The organism is Kutzneria sp. NPDC052558, from assembly GCF_044547355.1.
In the GTDB taxonomy this organism is placed as follows: domain Bacteria; phylum Actinomycetota; class Actinomycetes; order Mycobacteriales; family Pseudonocardiaceae; genus Kutzneria.
The window spans coordinates 202,258-219,778 of record NZ_JBIUAG010000010.1 but is presented as its reverse complement, the minus strand read 5'-3'; the positions used below and the strand labels follow the sequence as shown (position 1 = coordinate 219,778).

Annotated in this window: 2 protein-coding genes (1 of these 2 cut by a window edge); both read right to left on the bottom strand. The window is 72.0% G+C overall.

Annotated features, from left to right (window positions below):
• A protein-coding gene (locus ACIG5F_RS20115; RefSeq protein ID WP_396519455.1) for an SDR family NAD(P)-dependent oxidoreductase crosses the window boundary here: on the bottom strand, positions 1–8,564 show its 5' portion. 2,488 nt of this gene lie to the left of the window's left edge; the window shows 8,564 of its 11,052 coding nt (coding positions 1–8,564); the start codon lies at positions 8,562–8,564; its stop codon lies off the left edge, out of view.
• Entirely contained in the window at positions 8,564–17,521 is an 8,958-nt protein-coding gene (locus ACIG5F_RS20110) for a type I polyketide synthase (RefSeq protein ID WP_396519453.1), read from the bottom strand. The genes ACIG5F_RS20115 and ACIG5F_RS20110 overlap by 1 nt, the downstream gene beginning before the upstream one ends.

The following is a 17,521-nucleotide window of genomic DNA, read 5'->3' as shown; positions in this document are numbered from 1 at the left end:
CCCCTGGTCAGGAAGACCAGCCGCGCGTCGTCGAAACGGCGGTCGGACAACCACTTCTGGACGAGGCCGAGCACTCGGCGCGCGGTGAGCCCGCTGGCGTCGAGCACGACCTCCGACGCAGCCGGCCAGGAGACCGGGTCCTCGTCGGGGTCGACGACGATGTGGTCGACCGCCGCGCCCGGGGCCTGTTCCCGCCAGCGCACCTCGAACAGGGACTGCGAGCCGGTCCGACGGTCGCTGTCCGGCGGCCGGACGGTCAGCGCGCCGACCTGCGCCACCGGCCGGCCGTCGGCGTCGGCCATCAGCACAGAAACCGTGTCCGGGCCGGTGAATCGCACACGGACCCGCAGCGCCGAGGCGCCGGTCGCGAACAGCGTCACGTCCTGCCAGGCGAAGGGCAGCCCGATCCCATCGGTCCCGAGACCGATGGCGTGCAGTGCCGCGTCGAGCAGCGCCGGGTGCACAGCGAACCAGTCCTTGTTGGTGTCGTCCGGCAGCTCGACCTCGGCGTAGACAGTGTCGTCCGTCCGCCACGCGGCTTTCAGGCCTCGGAACTCCGGGCCATAGTCGTAGCCACGATCGCCAAGCGCCTCGTACATGCCTTCGGCGCCAACGGTTTCAGCACCGGCCGGCGGCCACTCCGTCAACTCCTCGGTGTCCGCGTGGGACGAATGACCCAGCCGGCCGGTCGCGTTGCGGGTCCACTCCTCGCCACCGACCCGGCGGGAGTGCAGGCTCAGCGTCCGGCGGCCGTCCGCCTCGGCCGGCCCGAGCTCCAGCTGGATGTCGGCATCGTCGCCAAGGACCAGCGGCGCGGACAACACGAGGTCCTCCACTAGGTCGCACCCGACCTGGTCGCCGGCGTGCAGTGCGAGTTCGACCACGGCCGTCGCGGGCAGCAGGGCCGTGCCCCGCACCGCGTGGCCGGCCAGCCAGGGGTGGTCGCGCAGGGAAAGCGTGCCCGTGCAGAGCAATCCACCCGACGCCGGAAGCGGGATCACCGCGTTGAGGAACGGATGGTCGGCTCCGGCGAGCCCGGCCTTCGTTTGGAGCCAGTAGCTCTTGCGCTGGAAGGCATAGGTCGGCAGCTCGACCCGGTGACCGCCGGGGAAGACCGCGGCCCAGTCGAGGTCGATGCCGTTCTCGTAGGCCTGCGCGACCGAGGCCAGGAAGGCCATGTGGTCGCCATTGCCGCGCCGCAAGGTTGCCAGCACGGCCGCCGCACCGTCCACAGTGTCCTGAACGGCCGTGGTCAGCACCGGGTGCGGGCTGATCTCCAGGAAGACCGTGTGGCCGGCGTCGGCCAGGGCGCGGATGGACGGCTCGAACTGCACGGTGTGGCGGAGGTTTCGGTACCAGTACTCGGCATCCGCGGGCTCGGCCAGCCAGTCGGCGGTCACCGTGGAGAAGATCGGCACGGACGGGACGTCCGGTGCGACGGCGGCGAGGCTCTGGAGAACCGGCCCGCGGATCTGCTCGACGTGCGCCGAGTGGGAGGCGTAGCCGATCGGCACCCGCTTGGCGTGCGGGACGGTCGCCAACAGCGTCTCGACCTCGTCGACCGAGCCGGCCACCACCACCGCCGAGGGGCCGTTGACCGCGGCGATGGTCGCGTCGCCGGGCAGCAGCGCGCGGGCGTCGTCCACCGGCAACGGCAGGGCGACCAGGCCGCCCTGGTTCTGCATGGCCATCAGCGCCTGGGACCGCAGAACGGCGATCCGGGCGGCGTCGTCGAGGCTGAGAGCCCCGGCGATGTGGGCGGCGGCGATCTCACCCTGGGAGTGTCCGACCACCGCGTCGGGGTGCACGCCGTGGGCCTGCCACAGCTTGGCCAGCGACACCATGACGGCGAACAGCGCCGGCTGGACGACATCATCCCGGTCCAGCGCCTCGGCGTCGGCGAGGACCTCCCGCAGCGACCAGTCGGCGTAGCGGCCCAGCGCCTGCTCGCATTCGGCCATGCTGGCTGCGAACACGTCGTTGGTGTCCCACAGTTCCACGGCCATGCCGACCCATTGCGAGCCCTGACCCGGGAACACGAACACCGTCTTCGCCGGCGACTTCGCCGTGACGGCCCCGTCGAGCTGGTCGAGGCCTCGGAGCAGTTCCTCCCGGTCCCGGCCGACGACCGCCGTGCGGAATGGCAGCGCGGCACGCGTCGTGGCCAGGGAGAAGCCGATGTCGGTGATCCCGAGCCCGGGATTGTTTTCCAGGTGGGATTTCAGCGCCCGAGCTTGCCCGGCCAGTGCCTGCGGAGTCCGAGCCGACAGCGGCAACAGCGCCGGCCGGTCCTCGGTTTCCACAACCTCTTCCACCGGCCCCTGCTCAAGAATCACATGCGCATTCGTCCCACTGATACCGAACGACGACACACCCGCCCGCCGCACACGACCAACCTCAGGCCACACCCTCCGCTCCCGAAGCAACTCCACCCGACCCACCGACCAATCAACACGCGACGACGGCACCTCCGCATGCAACGACCTCGGCAACACCCCCCGCCGCATCGCCTCCACCATCTTGATCACACCACCAACACCCGCCGCCGCCTGCGCATGACCAATATTCGACTTCAACGACCCCAACCACAACGGCTCAACCCGACCCCGCCCATACACCGACAACAACGCATTCGCCTCAATCGGATCACCCAACGCCGTACCCGTCCCATGCGCCTCCACAACATCCACATCAGACGGACCCACACCCGCATCAGCCAACGCCTGCCTGATCACCCGCTCCTGCGAAGGACCATTCGGCGCCGTCAAACCATTCGACGCACCATCCTGATTCACCGCAGAACCCCTCACCACCGCCAAAACCCGATGCCCGAAACGACGAGCATCCGACAACCGCTCCAACAACACCACACCAACACCCTCAGACCACCCCGTCCCATCAGCACCATCACCGAAGGACTTACAACGGCCGTCGGGTGCGAGACCACGCTGCCGGGAGAACTCGACGAAGGTGGTGGGAGAAGCCATGACCGTGGCGCCGCCGGCCAGTGCGAGCGAGCATTCGCCGCGCCGCAGGGCCTGCATCGCGAGATGCAGAGCCACCAGCGAGGACGAGCAGGCGGTGTCGACGGTGATCGCCGGGCCCTGGAACCCGAAGGTGTAGGCGACCCGTCCCGAGGCGACGCTGCCGGCGCTGCCGTTGATCAGATAGCCCTCGAAGCCGTCAGCCGCGCCCCGGGTGTGGCTCAGCCGGGCCCCGTAGTCCTGGTACATGATGCCGCTGAACACGCCGGTGTCGCTGCCGCGCAGTGAAGTCGGATCGATGCCGGCGTGCTCGAACGCCTCCCAGGTCGTCTCCAGCAGCAGCCGCTGCTGCGGGTCGACGGTCAGCGCCTCGCGCGGGCTGACACCGAAGAACTCCGCGTCGAACTCGTCGGCGGCATAGAGGAAGCCGCCCTCACGGCAGTAGGACGTGCCGGCGGTGTCCGGGTTCGGGTCGTAGAGATCGTCCAGCCGCCAGCCCCGGTTGTCGGGGAATCCGCCGATGGCGTCCACTTCGGACTCGACCAGCCGCCACAGATCCGCCGGCGACGCGACACCGCCGGGATAGCGGCAGGCCATACCCACGATCACGATCGGCTCGTCGTCGGTGGCGGCCGAGGTCACGGCCGCCACCGGCCGGGCCGCACTGGCGAGGTGCTCGGCCAGCGCCCGCGGCGTCGGATAGTCGAAGACCACGGTGGTCGACAGCCGGGATCCGGTCAGCACGGACAGCCGATTGCGCAACTCCAGCGCGGCCAACGAGTCGAAGCCCAGCTCGTTGAACGCCTTCGTCGCCGGAACCGCGTCGACGCTCGCGTGCCCCAACACGCCGGCGGTCTCGGCCAGCACCATCGCCAGCACCGCCTCGGGCGACCTGTCGGCCGTGGCGGTGGTCGCCCTGTCGCGGGTGATCACGGTGCGGACCATGGACCGCAGCAGCGGCGACGGAGTTGCCTGCCGCCGCACAGCGGCGAGGTCGAGCCGGGTCGGCACCAGCAGGACATGCTCGCCGGCCAACCCGATGTCGAACAGCGCCAGCGCGTCGTCGACACTCATCGCGGCGATGCCGGCTCGCTCCAACCGAGCCAGATCGGCGCCGCTCAGCGTGTCCGTCATGCCGACGTCCCAGCGGCCCCAGGCCAGGGAGACGGCCGGCAGGCCTGACGAGCGGCGGTGCTGGGCCAAGCCGTCCAGGAACGCGTTGGCGGCGGCGTAGTTGGCCTGGCCGGGGGTGCCCAGGACGCCGGCGGCCGAGGAGAACAGCACGAAGGCGTCCAGGTCGGCGGTCAGCGTGTGGAGATTCCAGGCGGCGTCGACCTTTGCCCGCAGCACCTCCTCCAGCTGCGCCGGGGTGAGGGTCTCGACGGTGGCATCGGCGAGCACACCGGCGGTGTGGATCACCGCCGTCAGGGGTCGCTCGGCGGGGACGGACCGGAGCAGCTCGACCACCGCGTCACGGTCGGCGACGTCGCAGGCGGCGATGGTCACCTCGGCCCCCAACGCGGCGAGGTCGGCGCGCAGCGCCGCGGCGCCGTCGGCGGTCTTCCCGTGCCGGCTGACCAGCAGCAGGTGCCGGCAGCCGTGCTCGGTGACCAGCCGTCGAGCCACCAGGCCTCCGAGCCGGCCGGTGCCGCCGGTGACGAGCACCGTGCCGTCCGTCCGAAATGGACGCTCCGGGCTCGCCACGGCCGCTCGGCGCAGTCGAGGCACGTACGCGACACCGTCCCGCAGCGCCACCTGGGATTCGTCCCCGGACAGCACGGCCGGCAGCGCTTCCCGACTCGCTTCGCTGTCATCCGTGTCCACCAGCGCGATCCGGCCCGGGTGCTCGGACTGCGCGGAGCGCAGCAGACCCCACACCGTCGCGGCGGCGACATCACGCGGGCTGCCCTCCCCGTCGACCGCCACCGCGCCGTTGGTCACCACGGCCAGCCGGGAGGAGTCGTCACGGGCCAGCCAGTCCTGGACGGTGCCCAGCGCGTCGCGGCCGACCTGGTGGGCGGCCGCCGCGTCACCCGCGGTCCGGTCGATCCAGGCGACCAGCACTTCGGGTTCCCTTGTCCCACTGGACACGTTGTGCGGGTCGGCCCCGAGCACGCCCAGGCTGCGCGGCGCACCGGTGATCGTCGCCGGCGTCCACTCGACGGTGAACAGCGCGTCGGCCCGCAGGTGCCCGGCCGTGACCGGACGCAGCACCAGTGATTCCACCGACACCACCGGGCGGCCGGACGGATCAGTGGCGGTCATGGCCACCTCGTTGGGGCCGGTCGGCACCAGCCGCACCCGCAGGCCGGTCGCACCGGCCACGTGCACCGAGATCCCCGTCCACGTGAACGGCAGCATCGTGTCGTCGCCGTCCAGGACGATCGCCTGCATGGCCGCGTCCAGCAGCGCGGGGTGGATCGTGAAGCCGTCGGTCGGCACGGGCGACGCGACCTCGGCGAAGATCTCCTCGCCACGACGCCACATCCGTTGGATGCCCTGGAAGGCCGGGCCGTAGACGTATCCCTGCTCAGCCAGGCGCTCGTACGCCGAGGTGAGGTCCACGGCAACCGCCCCGGCGGGCGGCCATTCGGCGATTCCTTCCACCGCAACGTCTTCCGCCGGGCTCAGCGTCCCGGTCGCGTGTTGCGTCCACGACTCGCCGCGCCCGTGGATCGTGAACGCGCGGCGGCCGGTCTCGTCCGGCGGCTCGACCATCACCTGGACCTCGACATCGCCCGAGACCACCAGTGGTGCGGCCAGGTTCAGCTCGTCGACACGCCGGCAACCGACCGCTTCGCCGGCGCGCAACGCCATCTCGACGAAGGCGGTGCCGGGCAGGACCGTGGTGTCGTGGATGGCGTGGTCGGCCAGCCACGGGTGTGCGTCCAGCGACAGCCGGCCGGACAACATCACGCCGTCCGTGTGGGCGACGGCGACGGCGGCGTCCACCAGTGAGCGGCTGTCGTGCAGCCAGAACCGTTGCCGCGTGAAGGAATACGTCGGCAGGTCGACCCGACGACCGGTGGGGACGACCGCGGCCCAGTCGACCGCGATCCCGTGCCCGAACAGCGCCGCCACCGCCGACAGCAGGGTCTCGGGCTCCGGCTGCATCCGCCGAGCCGCGGCCACGGCCAGGCCCTCGGTGACCAGCGGGGTGAGGGCGGCGTCGGGCCCGATCTCCAGGTAGGCGGTGATGCCCATGCCCCGCAAGGCATCCAGGCTGTCGGCGAATCGGACGGTGTCCCGGACGTGATCGACCCAGTAGTCGGGACCGGTCACGTCACCGGCCGCGGCCAGCGGGATCTCCGGCTCATGGAAGGTGATTGCCCTGATGGCCTCGGCGAACTCGGCCAGCATGGGGTCCATCAGCGGCGAGTGGAAGGCGTGGCTGGTGTTGAGTTGCTTGACCCGCCGGCCCTGCGCCGCGAAGTGGTCGGCGATCCGTTGCGTAGCTTGGGTTTCGCCGGAGACGACCAGGGACGTGGGGCCGTTGATCGCGGCGATGGCGACGGTGTCGGTGAGATGAGGCGAGACTTCCGCCGCGGTGGCTTCGACCGCGACCATCGCGCCGCCGGCCGGCAGCGCCTGCATGAGCCGGCCACGCGCCGCGACCAGCCGGCAGGCGTCGGGCAGGGAGAACACGCCGGCGAGATGGGCGGCGGCGATCTCGCCGACGGAGTGGCCGGCGACCGCGTCCGGCCTCAGTCCCCAGGACTCCAGCAGGCGGAAGAGGGCCACTTCGTAGGCGAACAGGGCCGCCTGGGTGTGGGCGGTCTGGTGCAGTTCGGGGTTGTCGTCGGCGAACATGACGTCCCGCAACGGGAAGTCGAAGTGCCCGGCGACCGCGTCGAAGGCCGCGGCGAAGGCGGGATAGGTGTAGAGCTCGCGCCCCATGCCGTTGCGCTGGGATCCCTGGCCGGAGAACAGGTACGCCAGCTTGGCCGACGGCTGCGCCTCGACCGCCGACACCGATCCCAGCCCGGCCAGCAGCTCCGCCCGGTCTCGGCCGATCACCACCGCGCGGTGGCTCAGCGCCGACCGCGTGGTGGCCAGCGACCAGGCCGCGTCGACGGCGGTGATCTCGGGACGATCACCGAGGAAGTCGCTCAGCCGCTCGGCCTGTGCCCGCAGCGCCTCGGTCCCACGGGCGGACAGCACGAACGGGATCGGGCCCACCGGATCACCGGTGACCGCCGGCTCGGCGGGCGGGGCTTCCTCGACGATCAGGTGCGCGTTGGTGCCACTGATCCCGAACGAGGAGATCCCGGCCCGGCGCGGCCGGTCGGCCCGCGGCCACGGCACCGCCTCGGTCAACAGGTCCAGGCCGCTGGACTCCCAGTCGATGAACGGCGACGGCTGCTCGGCGTGCAGGGTCCTGGGCAGCAGCTCGTGCCGCAGGGCCTGCACCATCTTGATGACGCCGCCGACGCCGGCGGCGGCCTGGGTGTGGCCGATGTTGGACTTCAGCGAACCCAGCCAGATCCGGCCCTCCCGGCCGTAGGTCGCGGTCAGCGCCCCGGCCTCGATCGGGTCGCCGAGCCGGGTGCCGGTGCCGTGCGCCTCGATCGCGTCCACATCGGACGGTCGCAGCCCGGCGTCGGCCAGCGCCGCGCGGATGACCCGCTCCTGCGACGGGCCGTTGGGCGCGGTCAGCCCGTTGGACGCCCCGTCCTGGTTGACCGCCGATCCCCGGATCAGGGCCAGCACCCGGTGTCCGTTGCGCTGGGCGTCGGACAGCCGTTCCAGCACGAGCAGCCCGACGCCTTCGGCCGAGCCGAACCCGTCGGCCGAGGCCGCGAACGCCTTGCACCGGCCGTCGGCCGACAGCGCCCGCTGCCGCGAGAACTCCACGAACATCTCGGGGTCGGACATCACCACCACACCGCCCGCGACCGCCAGCCCGCACTCCTTGCGCCGCAACGCCTGCGTCGCCAGGTGCAGCGTCACCAGCGACGCCGAGCACGCGGTGTCCACGGTGACGGCCGGCCCCTCGAAGCCGAAGGTGTAGGCGACCCGGCCGGACACCACGCTCGCGGTGTTGCCGGTGATCAGGTAGCCCTCCAGGTCGGCCGGCGCCGGCCGGACCCGGCTGAGGTAGTTCTCGTAGTTGCGGCCGACGAACACGCCGGCGTCCGTGCCCCGCAGCTCGGCCGGATCCAGACCGGCGCTCTCCAGCGCCTCCCAGGTGGTCTCCAGCAGCAGCCGCTGCTGCGGGTCCATGGCCAGCGCCTCGCGCGGCGACACCCCGAAGAAGTCGGCGTCGAAGTCCGCCACGCCGTCGAGGAAGCCGCCGCCGCGCGGATAGAACGTCCCGTGCCGGTCGGGATCGTCGTCGCGCAGCGACGCCAGGTCCCAGCCGCGGTCGGTCGGGAAGTCGCCGATCGCGTCCACTTCGGACACCAGCAGCCGCCACAGCTGGTCGGGCGAGGTCACGCCGCCCGGATAGCGGCAGGCCATGCCGACGATCGCGATCGGCTCGCGGTTGGCGTTCTCCAACTGCTCGATCCGGTCGCGGGCCTGCTTGAGCTCGCCGGTGGCCCGCTTCAGGTACTCGCGGAGCTTGTCCTCGTTTGCCATCACGCCGCCCCGAACTCGGTGTCGATGAAGGTGAACAGTTCGTCGTCGGTGGCCTCGTCCAGCTCGCCGCCGGATCCGGTTCCCGAGAAGTGCGCGAGCAGCGCCCGCAGCCGGTCGCCGATCTCGGCCCGGGCCGCGTCGTCGGCGGCGATCCCCGCCAGCGCGCCGCCGAGCCCGTCGATCGACCGGAAGATCCCGGCCACGTCGGTGACCACGTAGCCGCGCAGGTGGGTGGCCAGCGCGGTCGCGGTCGGGTGGTCGAACACCACCGCCGCGGGCAGCCGCAGCCCGATCGCCGCGCCCAGCCGGCTGCGCAGCTCCATCGCGGTCAGCGAGTCGAAGCCGAACTCCTTGAACGCCCGGTCGGCGGCGATCGCCTCCGGATCGGCGCGGCCGATCACCGCCGCTGCCTCGGTCCGCACGGTGGCCAGCAGGATTTCGTCCTGCTTGGCCGGCGGCAGGCCGGAAAGCCGCTCCATGAAGGACTTCGCCGACGCCGCCTCGGCCGTGCGCCGGCGAGGCGGCACACGGACCAGGCCCCGGGCGACGGCCGCCAGCGAACCCCGATCCGCCTGCGCCCGCAGGGCCGACAGGTCCAGCCACGCCGGAACGAGCACCGCCTCGGCCCGGGCCGTCGCGGCATCCCACAGCGCGGCACCTTGGTCGGCCGGCAGCGGCAGCAGCCCCGACCGGGCCAGCCGGCCCAGGTCGTCGGTGTCGAGGTGGGCGGTCATGCCGTCGCCGCCCTCCCACAACCCCCATGCCAGCGACTGTCCCGGCAACCCCAGACCCCGGCGGTGCGAGGCGATCGCGTCCAGCACGCTGTTGGCGGCCGCGTAGTTGGCCTGGCCGGCGTTGCCGAGCTGCCCGGCCACCGACGAGAACAGGACGAACGCCGACAGATCGAGGTGTTCGGTCAGCTCATGGAGATGCCATGCGGCGTCCGCCTTGGGCCGCAGCACGGCGTCCAGCCGCTCCGGCGTCAGCGCGGTGACCACCGCGTCGTCGAGGACGCCGGCGGTGTGCACCACCGCGGTCAGCGGATGGCCAGGGTCGATCGCGGCCACCAGTTCGGCCAGGGCCGGCCGGCTGCCGACGTCGCACGCCACGATTTCCGCCCGTGCGCCAAGGACTTCAAGCTCCGCCACCAGCTCCCGTGCACCCGGGGCGTCCGGTCCCCGCCGGCTGGCCAGCACCAGGCGCCGGGCCCCCTGCGTGCGCACGAGGTGGCGGGCCATCAGCGCGCCCAGCATCCCGGTTCCGCCGGTGATCAACACCGTGCCGTCGGGATCGAGCGGACGCGGCGCGGTCAGCACGACTTTGCCCACATGGCGGGCCTGGCTGACGAACCGGAACGCCGCGCGCGCCTGGCGGATGTCCCACACCCGCACCGGCAGCGGCCGCAGTGCACCGACCTCGAACAGCGCCGTGATCTCCCGCAGCATCCGGCCGATCCGCTCGGGCTCGGGGTCGGTGATCAGGTCGAACGCCCGGTACTCGACGCCGGCCGTCCCGGTCCGGATGTCGGTCTTGCCCATCTCGACGAACCGGCCGCCCGGACGCAGCAGGCGCAGCGAGGCGTCGACGAACTCGCCGGCCAACGAGTTGAGCACCACGTCCACGCCTGGGAATCGGGTCGCGAACTCCACCGACCGCGAGGACGCGATATGCGCGTCGTCCAATCCCATGGCCCGCAACGTGTCCCATTTGGACTCACTGGCCGTGGCGTAGACCTCGGCGCCGAGATGCCGGGCCAACTGCACCGCCGCCATGCCGACGCCACCGGCCGCCGCGTGCACCAGCACCGTCTCCCCCGGCTGCACGCCGGCCAGGTCCACCAACCCGTAATAGGCGGTGAGGAAGGCGATGGGGGTAGCCGCGGCTCGGGTGAACGACCAGTCTTCGGGCACCGGCACGAGCTTGCGGGCGTCGGCCACCGCGAACGGGCCGAACGACTCGGGCACCAGACCCATCACCCGGTCGCCCTCGGCAAGATCCGTCACGTCGGCGGCGGTTTCCACCACCACGCCCGCGCATTCCGTGCCCAGCGAAGCCGTACCCGGGTACATGCCCAGGGCGATCAACACGTCGCGGAAGTTCAGACCACTCGCCCGCACTGCGATGCGCACCTGACCAGACGTCAGCGCGGTGTCCGCGGCCGGTGCCAGAGTGAGACCGTCCAGCGAACCGCTGCCGTCGGTCTCCAGCCGCCACTGCGCGCCCGCCGGCTCCAGCTCGTCAAGGTTGCGGGTCAGCCGCGGCACGTGGAGTTCGCCCTGGCGCACCGCGATCTGCGGCTCACCGGACGCCAGCGCCTCGGCCAGCGAGGATTCTCCGCCGTCCCGGTCGATCAGCCCGAACCGGTCCGGGTGTTCCGACTGCGCGGTCCGAATCAGGCCCCACACGCCCGCCGCCGCCGGGTCACGCACCGGCTCGCCGGCCTCGACGGCAACCGCACCCCGGGTGACCAGCACGAGCCGGGAACCGGCGAACCGTTCGTCAGCCAGCCACGCTCGCGTCAACGCCAGCGCCCGCTCGGTCACGGCCCGGACACCGGCCGGGAATTCCAGCGCCGGGCTCTCCAGGGCGATCACGACGTCGCCCCCCGGCGCGTCGTCGAGGCCATCCCGCAGGACGGGCTCCGGCCCGGCATCGTGGGCGGCGGGACGGCGGACCCACTCGATTCCGTACAGGGACTCGACGTTCGGCCGGCCCGCTTCGAACGGCCGGAACAGGAGCGACCCGATCGACGCCACCGGCCGACCTGACGGATCGGCGAGCTCCAGCCGCACCTCGTCCGGTCCGAGCGGCGTCACCCGCACGCGCAAGGCCGTGGCTCCAACGGCGTAGACGGAGACCTCGCGGAAGCAGAAAGGCAACCGCAGGCCGCCGTCCCCGGCGACCGCCAGGTGCAGGGCCGCGTCCAGCAACGCCGGATGCAGCCCGAAGCCCTCCGCCGGCCCACTCTCGACCTCCGCGTGCAGCACGCCGTCCTCGCCGCGCCAGGCCGCCCGCACGCCCTGGAACGCCGGCCCGTACTCGTAGCCCCTCGCCGCCAGGTCGGCGTAGAAACCGTCCAGCTCAATCGGTTCCGCATCGACAGCCGGCAGGTCGGCCGGTGCGGCCCGGTCCTCCCGCGTGATCGTCGCCTCGGCGTGTTTGGTCCAGGTGCCCGACTCGTCGGTGCGCCCGAACACCCTGACCGCGCGTGCGCCGCTGTCCTCGGCGTCCACGACCACGCGGATCTGCACGCCGCCCTGCTCGGGCAGGGTGAGCGGGGACCGCAACGCCAGCTCCGAGATCCGTTCGCAGCCGACCTCCTCGCCGGCCCGCCGCACCAACTCCAGCAACGCCGTGCCGGGCAACACAACCGTGCCCGCCACCGCGTGATCGGCCAGCCACGGCTGGGTGCGCAGCGAGATCCGACCGGTCAGCAGCACGCCCCCGCTCTCGGGCACCTCGGCGACGGCCGACAGCAGCGGGTGGCCGACCTCGGTCAGTCCCGCCGCGGCCAGATCAGCCCTGTCCCGCCGTCCGGTGAGCCAGAACCGCTGCCGTTGGAAGGCATACGTGGGCACGTCCACCTGCCGCGCGCCCGGATGCACCGCGGCCCAGTCGACGACGCCGCCACGCACGTGCACCTCCCCCAGTGAGGTCAGGAACATCGCGAGGTCGCCGCGCTGCCGCCGCAGCGAGCCGGTGGCGGCGGCCGGCGCGTCCAGGTCCTCGATCGTCTCGCGGACGGCGCCGGTCAGGACCGGGTGCGGGCTGGTCTCGACGAACATGCCGTAGCCCTGCTCGATCAGCGCGCGGACCGACGGCTCGAACAGCACCGGCTGGCGCATGTTGCGGTACCAGTACCCGGCGTCGACCGGCTCGTCGAGCCAGTCGGCGGACACCGTGGAGAAGACCGGGATCCGTGGCGGGCGCGGGACGATCGGGGCCAGGGCGGCGAGCAGTTCGTCCCGGAGGGGCTCCACCAGCGCGCTGTGTGACGCGATACCGGCGCCGACCCGCTTGGCCTGCGGCGCGGCGGCCAGGACCGCTTCCACCCCGGCCAAGTCGCCGGCCACGACCACCGACGACGGGCCGTTCAGCGCCGCCACCGACACGCTCGCGGGCAGCAGTTCACGGACCTTCTCCACCGGCAGCGGCAGGGACACCAGGCCGCTGTTGCCCTGCAAGGCCCGCAAGGCGCGCGATCGCAGCGCGACCACCCGCACCGCGTCCTCAAGGGACAGTGCGCCGGCCACGTAGGCCGCGGCGACCTCGCCCTGCGAGTGGCCGACGACGGCCGCGGGCTCGACGCCGTAGGACCGCCACAGCGCGGCCAGCGAGACCATCACCGAGAACAGCGCGGGTTGCACCACGTCGACCCGCTCCAGCGCCTCGGCGTCGGTGATCACATCGCGCAGCGACCAGTCCACGAACCGGGTCAGGGCGTCCGCGCACCGCTCCATCTGCTCGGCGAAAACCGGTGCGGTGTCCCAGAGTTCGGCGGCCATGCCGACCCATTGCGAGCCCTGGCCCGGAAACACGAACACCGTCTTGCCCGAGGTCTCGACCATGCCCGCGACCACGTCGGCTTCGTCGAGCCGGCGCCGGGCCTCGGCCCGGTCGGTCGCCACGATCACGGCGCGGTGGCGGAGATGCGCCCGGGCAGTGGCCAGCGAGTGACCCACGTCGGCCAGGTTCTGGTCGGGATGGCGATCGAGGTGGTCGCGTAGCCGTTTCTGCTGCTCTTGCAATGCTTCCTCGGTGTGGCCGGACAGCGGCCACAGCGCCGGCCGATCCAGGCCTTCCGCGACCTCCTCCACCGGCCCCTGCTCAAGAATCACATGCGCATTCGTCCCACTGATACCGAACGACGACACACCCGCCCGCCGCACACGACCAACCTCAGGCCACACCCTCCGCTCCCGAAGCAACTCCACCCGACCCGCCGACCAATCAACACGCGACGACGGCACCTCCGCATGCAACGACCTCGGCAACACCCCGCGCCGCATCGCCTCCACCATCTTGATCACACCACCAACACCCGCCGCCGCCTGCGCATGACCAATATTCGACTTCAACGACCCCAACCACAACGGCTCAACCCGACCCCGCCCATACACCGACAACAACGCATTCGCCTCAATCGGATCACCCAGAGCCGTACCCGTCCCATGCGCCTCCACAACATCCACATCAGACGGACCCACACCCGCATCAGCCAACGCCTGCCTGATCACCCGCTCCTGCGAAGGACCATTCGGCGCCGTCAAACCATTCGACGCACCATCCTGATTCACCGCAGAACCCCTCACCACCGCCAAAACCCGATGCCCGAAACGACGAGCATCCGACAACCGCTCCAACAACACCACACCAACACCCTCAGACCACCCCGTCCCATCCGCCCCATCACCGAAGGACTTACAACGGCCATCACGGGACAGGCCACGCTGCCGGGAGAACTCCACGAACATGCCCGGCGTCGACATGACCGTCGCCCCACCGGCCAGCGCGAGCGAGCATTCGCCACGCTGCAACGACTGCACCGCGAGATGCAGAGCCACCAGCGACGACGAGCAGGCCGTGTCCACGCTCACCGCGGGCCCCAGCAAGCCGAGGGTGTAAGCGATCCGGCCGGACGCGACACTGCCGGCGCTGCCGGTCAGGCCGTAACCGTCGACGCCTTCCGGCAGATCGTCGAGGCGGGGCAGATAGTCCTGCGCCATGGCGCCGACGAACACTCCGGCGTCCGTGCCGTGCAGGGCGGTGGGGTCGATGCCGGCGCGCTCGATCGCCTCCCACGAGACCTCCAGCAGCAGCCGCTGTTGCGGATCCGCGGCCAGCGCCTCGCGCGGGCTCATGCCGAACAGCGCGGCGTCGAAGTCGGCCACACCGTCGATGAATCCGCCACGGCGGGTGTAGGAGGTGCCCGCACGCTCGGGATCGGGGTCGTAGAGGGTGTCCAGATCCCAGCCGCGGTCGGCGGGAAAGTCGCCGATGGCGTCCACTTCGGACTCGACCAGCCGCCACAGGTCCGCCGGCGACGCGACACCGCCGGGATAGCGGCAGGCCATACCCACGATCACGACCGGGTCATCGGTGGTCGCCCGGCGGGCCGGGCCAGGCTGTCGCGCCTCAGCGCCGGACAGGGCCCGGGCCAGCTCGGACGGTGTCGGATGGTCGTACACGACGGTGGTCGGCAGCGTGCGCCCGAGTGCCGCGCCGAGACGGTCACGCAGCTCGACGGCCATGTGCGAGTCGAAGCCCAGATCCTTGAAGGAAATGGCGGTCTCGACCGCCTGCGGCGTGGCGTGCCCGAGCACCGCCGCCGTGTGGGCCCGAACCAGGCCCGCCAGGTCGACGACCTCGGCCCTCGCGGCGTCCACGGGAACCGTGTCGAGCCAATACCTTTCCCGCTGGAAGGCGTAGGTGGGCAGCGAAACCCGCTGCGCGGTGGGGAACAGCACCTCCCAGTCGACGCTGCCGCCGCGAACATGCAGTTCGGCCAGGGATTGCCGCAGGCGCGCGACGGAGGCGTCGCCGCGCCGGGCCGAGGGCACGACCACCGCCGGGGTCTCGGCCTCCTCGGCGACGGCCAGCACGGCGCCGGTCAGCACCGGGTGCGGGCTGGCCTCCACGAAGGCCTGGTGGCCCTGTGCCAGCGCCTCGCGCACGGTCTCGGCGAAGCGCACCGGCTGCCGGAGATTCCGGCACCAGTAGCCGGCGTCCAGGCCTTCGGTGTCCAGCGGGCCGGCGATCACCGTGGAGTAGAAGGGAACACTGGCCGGCCGCGGCGTGATACCCGCGAGCGCGGCGAGCACCTCCGCCTCGATGGCCGCCACGTGCGGGGTGTGCGACGCGTAGTCCACCGGGATCCGCCGCGGTCGGCCGTCCAGCCCGCCGAGGGTCGCCGCCAGCTCGTCGAGCCGCTCCGGGTCGCCGGCCACCACCACGGACCGGGGGCCGTTGACCGCCGCGAGCCAGACGCCGTCGACAAGGTGCTCGGCGACCTCGGCCTCCGACATCGCCACCGACATCATGCCGCCGTGTCCGGCCAGCGACCGGGCGATCGCCTTGCTGCGCAACGTGACCACCCGCGCGGCGTCCTCCAGCGACAGGGCGCCGGCCACGCACGCGGCGGCGATCTCCCCCTGCGAGTGGCCGATGACCGCCGCCGGCCGCACGCCGTGGGACCGCCACAGCTCGGCCAGCGACACCATGACGGCGAACAGGGCCGGCTGCACCACGTCGACCCGGTCCAGCATCCGCTCGTCGCTGAGCACGTCCCGCAGCGACCAGTCCACAAAGGACCCGAACGCGTGCTCGCACTCGGCCATGCGCGCCGCGAACACCGCCGAGGTGTCCCACAGCTCGGTGGCCATGCCGACCCATTGCGCACCCTGCCCAGGGAAGACGAACACCGGGTCACCCGAGGTGTCGGCGATTCCCCGGACGACGTCGGCGTCCCCGGCCGCCACGGCGTCCAGCCGGGCCAGCAGCTCGTCACGGTCGGCCGCGGTGACCACGGCCCGGTGCCGGAAGGCCGTCCGCGTGACGGCCAGCGAGTAGGCCAGGTCCACCGGGGCGAATTCGGTGTTGGCGGTCACATGCGCCCGAAGCCGCTCGGCCTGGGCCCGCACCGCCGGCGCCGAATGCCCGGACAGGACCACGGCGGCCGCGTCGCCCACGGTCGGCTCGTAGGCGGCGGTCGGTCCGGCCGACAGCACGACGTGGCAGTTGGTGCCGCCGACTCCGAACGAGCTCACACCGGCCACCGGGTCGTCGGACGGCCAGGCTCCCAGCTCTCGCTGGACTCGCAGGGTGTCGAAGCGGATCTCCGGGTTGGGGGTCTCGAAGTTCAGGCTCGGTGGCAGCTGGTGGTGCCGCATGGCCAGCACCACCTTCAACAGGCCGGCGATGCCGGCCGCCGCCTCCAAGTGGCCGATGTTCGTCTTGACCGAGCCGACGAGCAGCGGTCGGTCGGCCGCCCGGTCGGCCCCGAACACCGTGCCCAGCGCCGCCGCCTCAATCGGGTCGCCAACCTTGGTGCCGGTGCCGTGCAGTTCGACGTAGTCGACCGCCGACGGCGCCACCCCGGCCTGTCGGCACGCCGCCGCCGCCACTGCCGCCTGGGCGTGCTCGTCCGGCGTGGCCAGAGTCCTGCTGGCGCCGTCGTTGTTGACCGCGCTGCCCCGGATGACGCCGTGGATCACGTCCCCGTCGGCCAGTGCGCGCTCCATCGTCTTGAGCACCACCAGGCCGCCGCCCTCGCCGCGCACGAATCCGTTGGCGCGCGCGTCGAACGTGAAGCAACGGCCGTCGGGTGAGAGGCCCCCGAACTCCTCCATCAGGATCGAGCTCTCCGCCGCCAGGTTGAGTTGCACCCCGCCGGCGACAGCCATGCTGGACTCGCCGCGGCGCAGGCTCTCGCAGGCAAGGTGAACGGCCACCAGGGACGAGGACTGGCCGGTGTCCACGGTCAGGCTCGGGCCGTGCGCGCCGAGGACGTAGGAGATCCGGTTGGCGATGACGCCGCGCTGCACACCGGTCATCGAGTGGTGGCTGATCGCCGTCCGGTCGGCCTGGTGCAGCAGGGTCGCGTAGTCGTCGCCGATCGCGCCGAGGAACACGCCGAGCGCCGTGCCCCGCACCGTGGCCGGCACGACCGCGGCGTGCTCCAACGCCTCCCAGGCCAGCTCCAGCGCCAGCCGCTGCCGCGGGTCCATCGCGGCGGCCTCGCGCGGCGAGATTCCGAAGAACTCGGGGTCGAAGCCGGCGACATCGTCGAGGAAACCGCCCCGGGCGGGTGCCGGCGACCCGGCGGTCCACCGCTGCGCCGGCATGCTCGTCACGGCGCTGTCGCCATCGCGCAACAGCCGCCACAAAGCGTCGGGATCCGGCGCGCCGGGCAACCGGCACGACAGTCCGATGATTGCGATCGAATCAGGAGACGACAC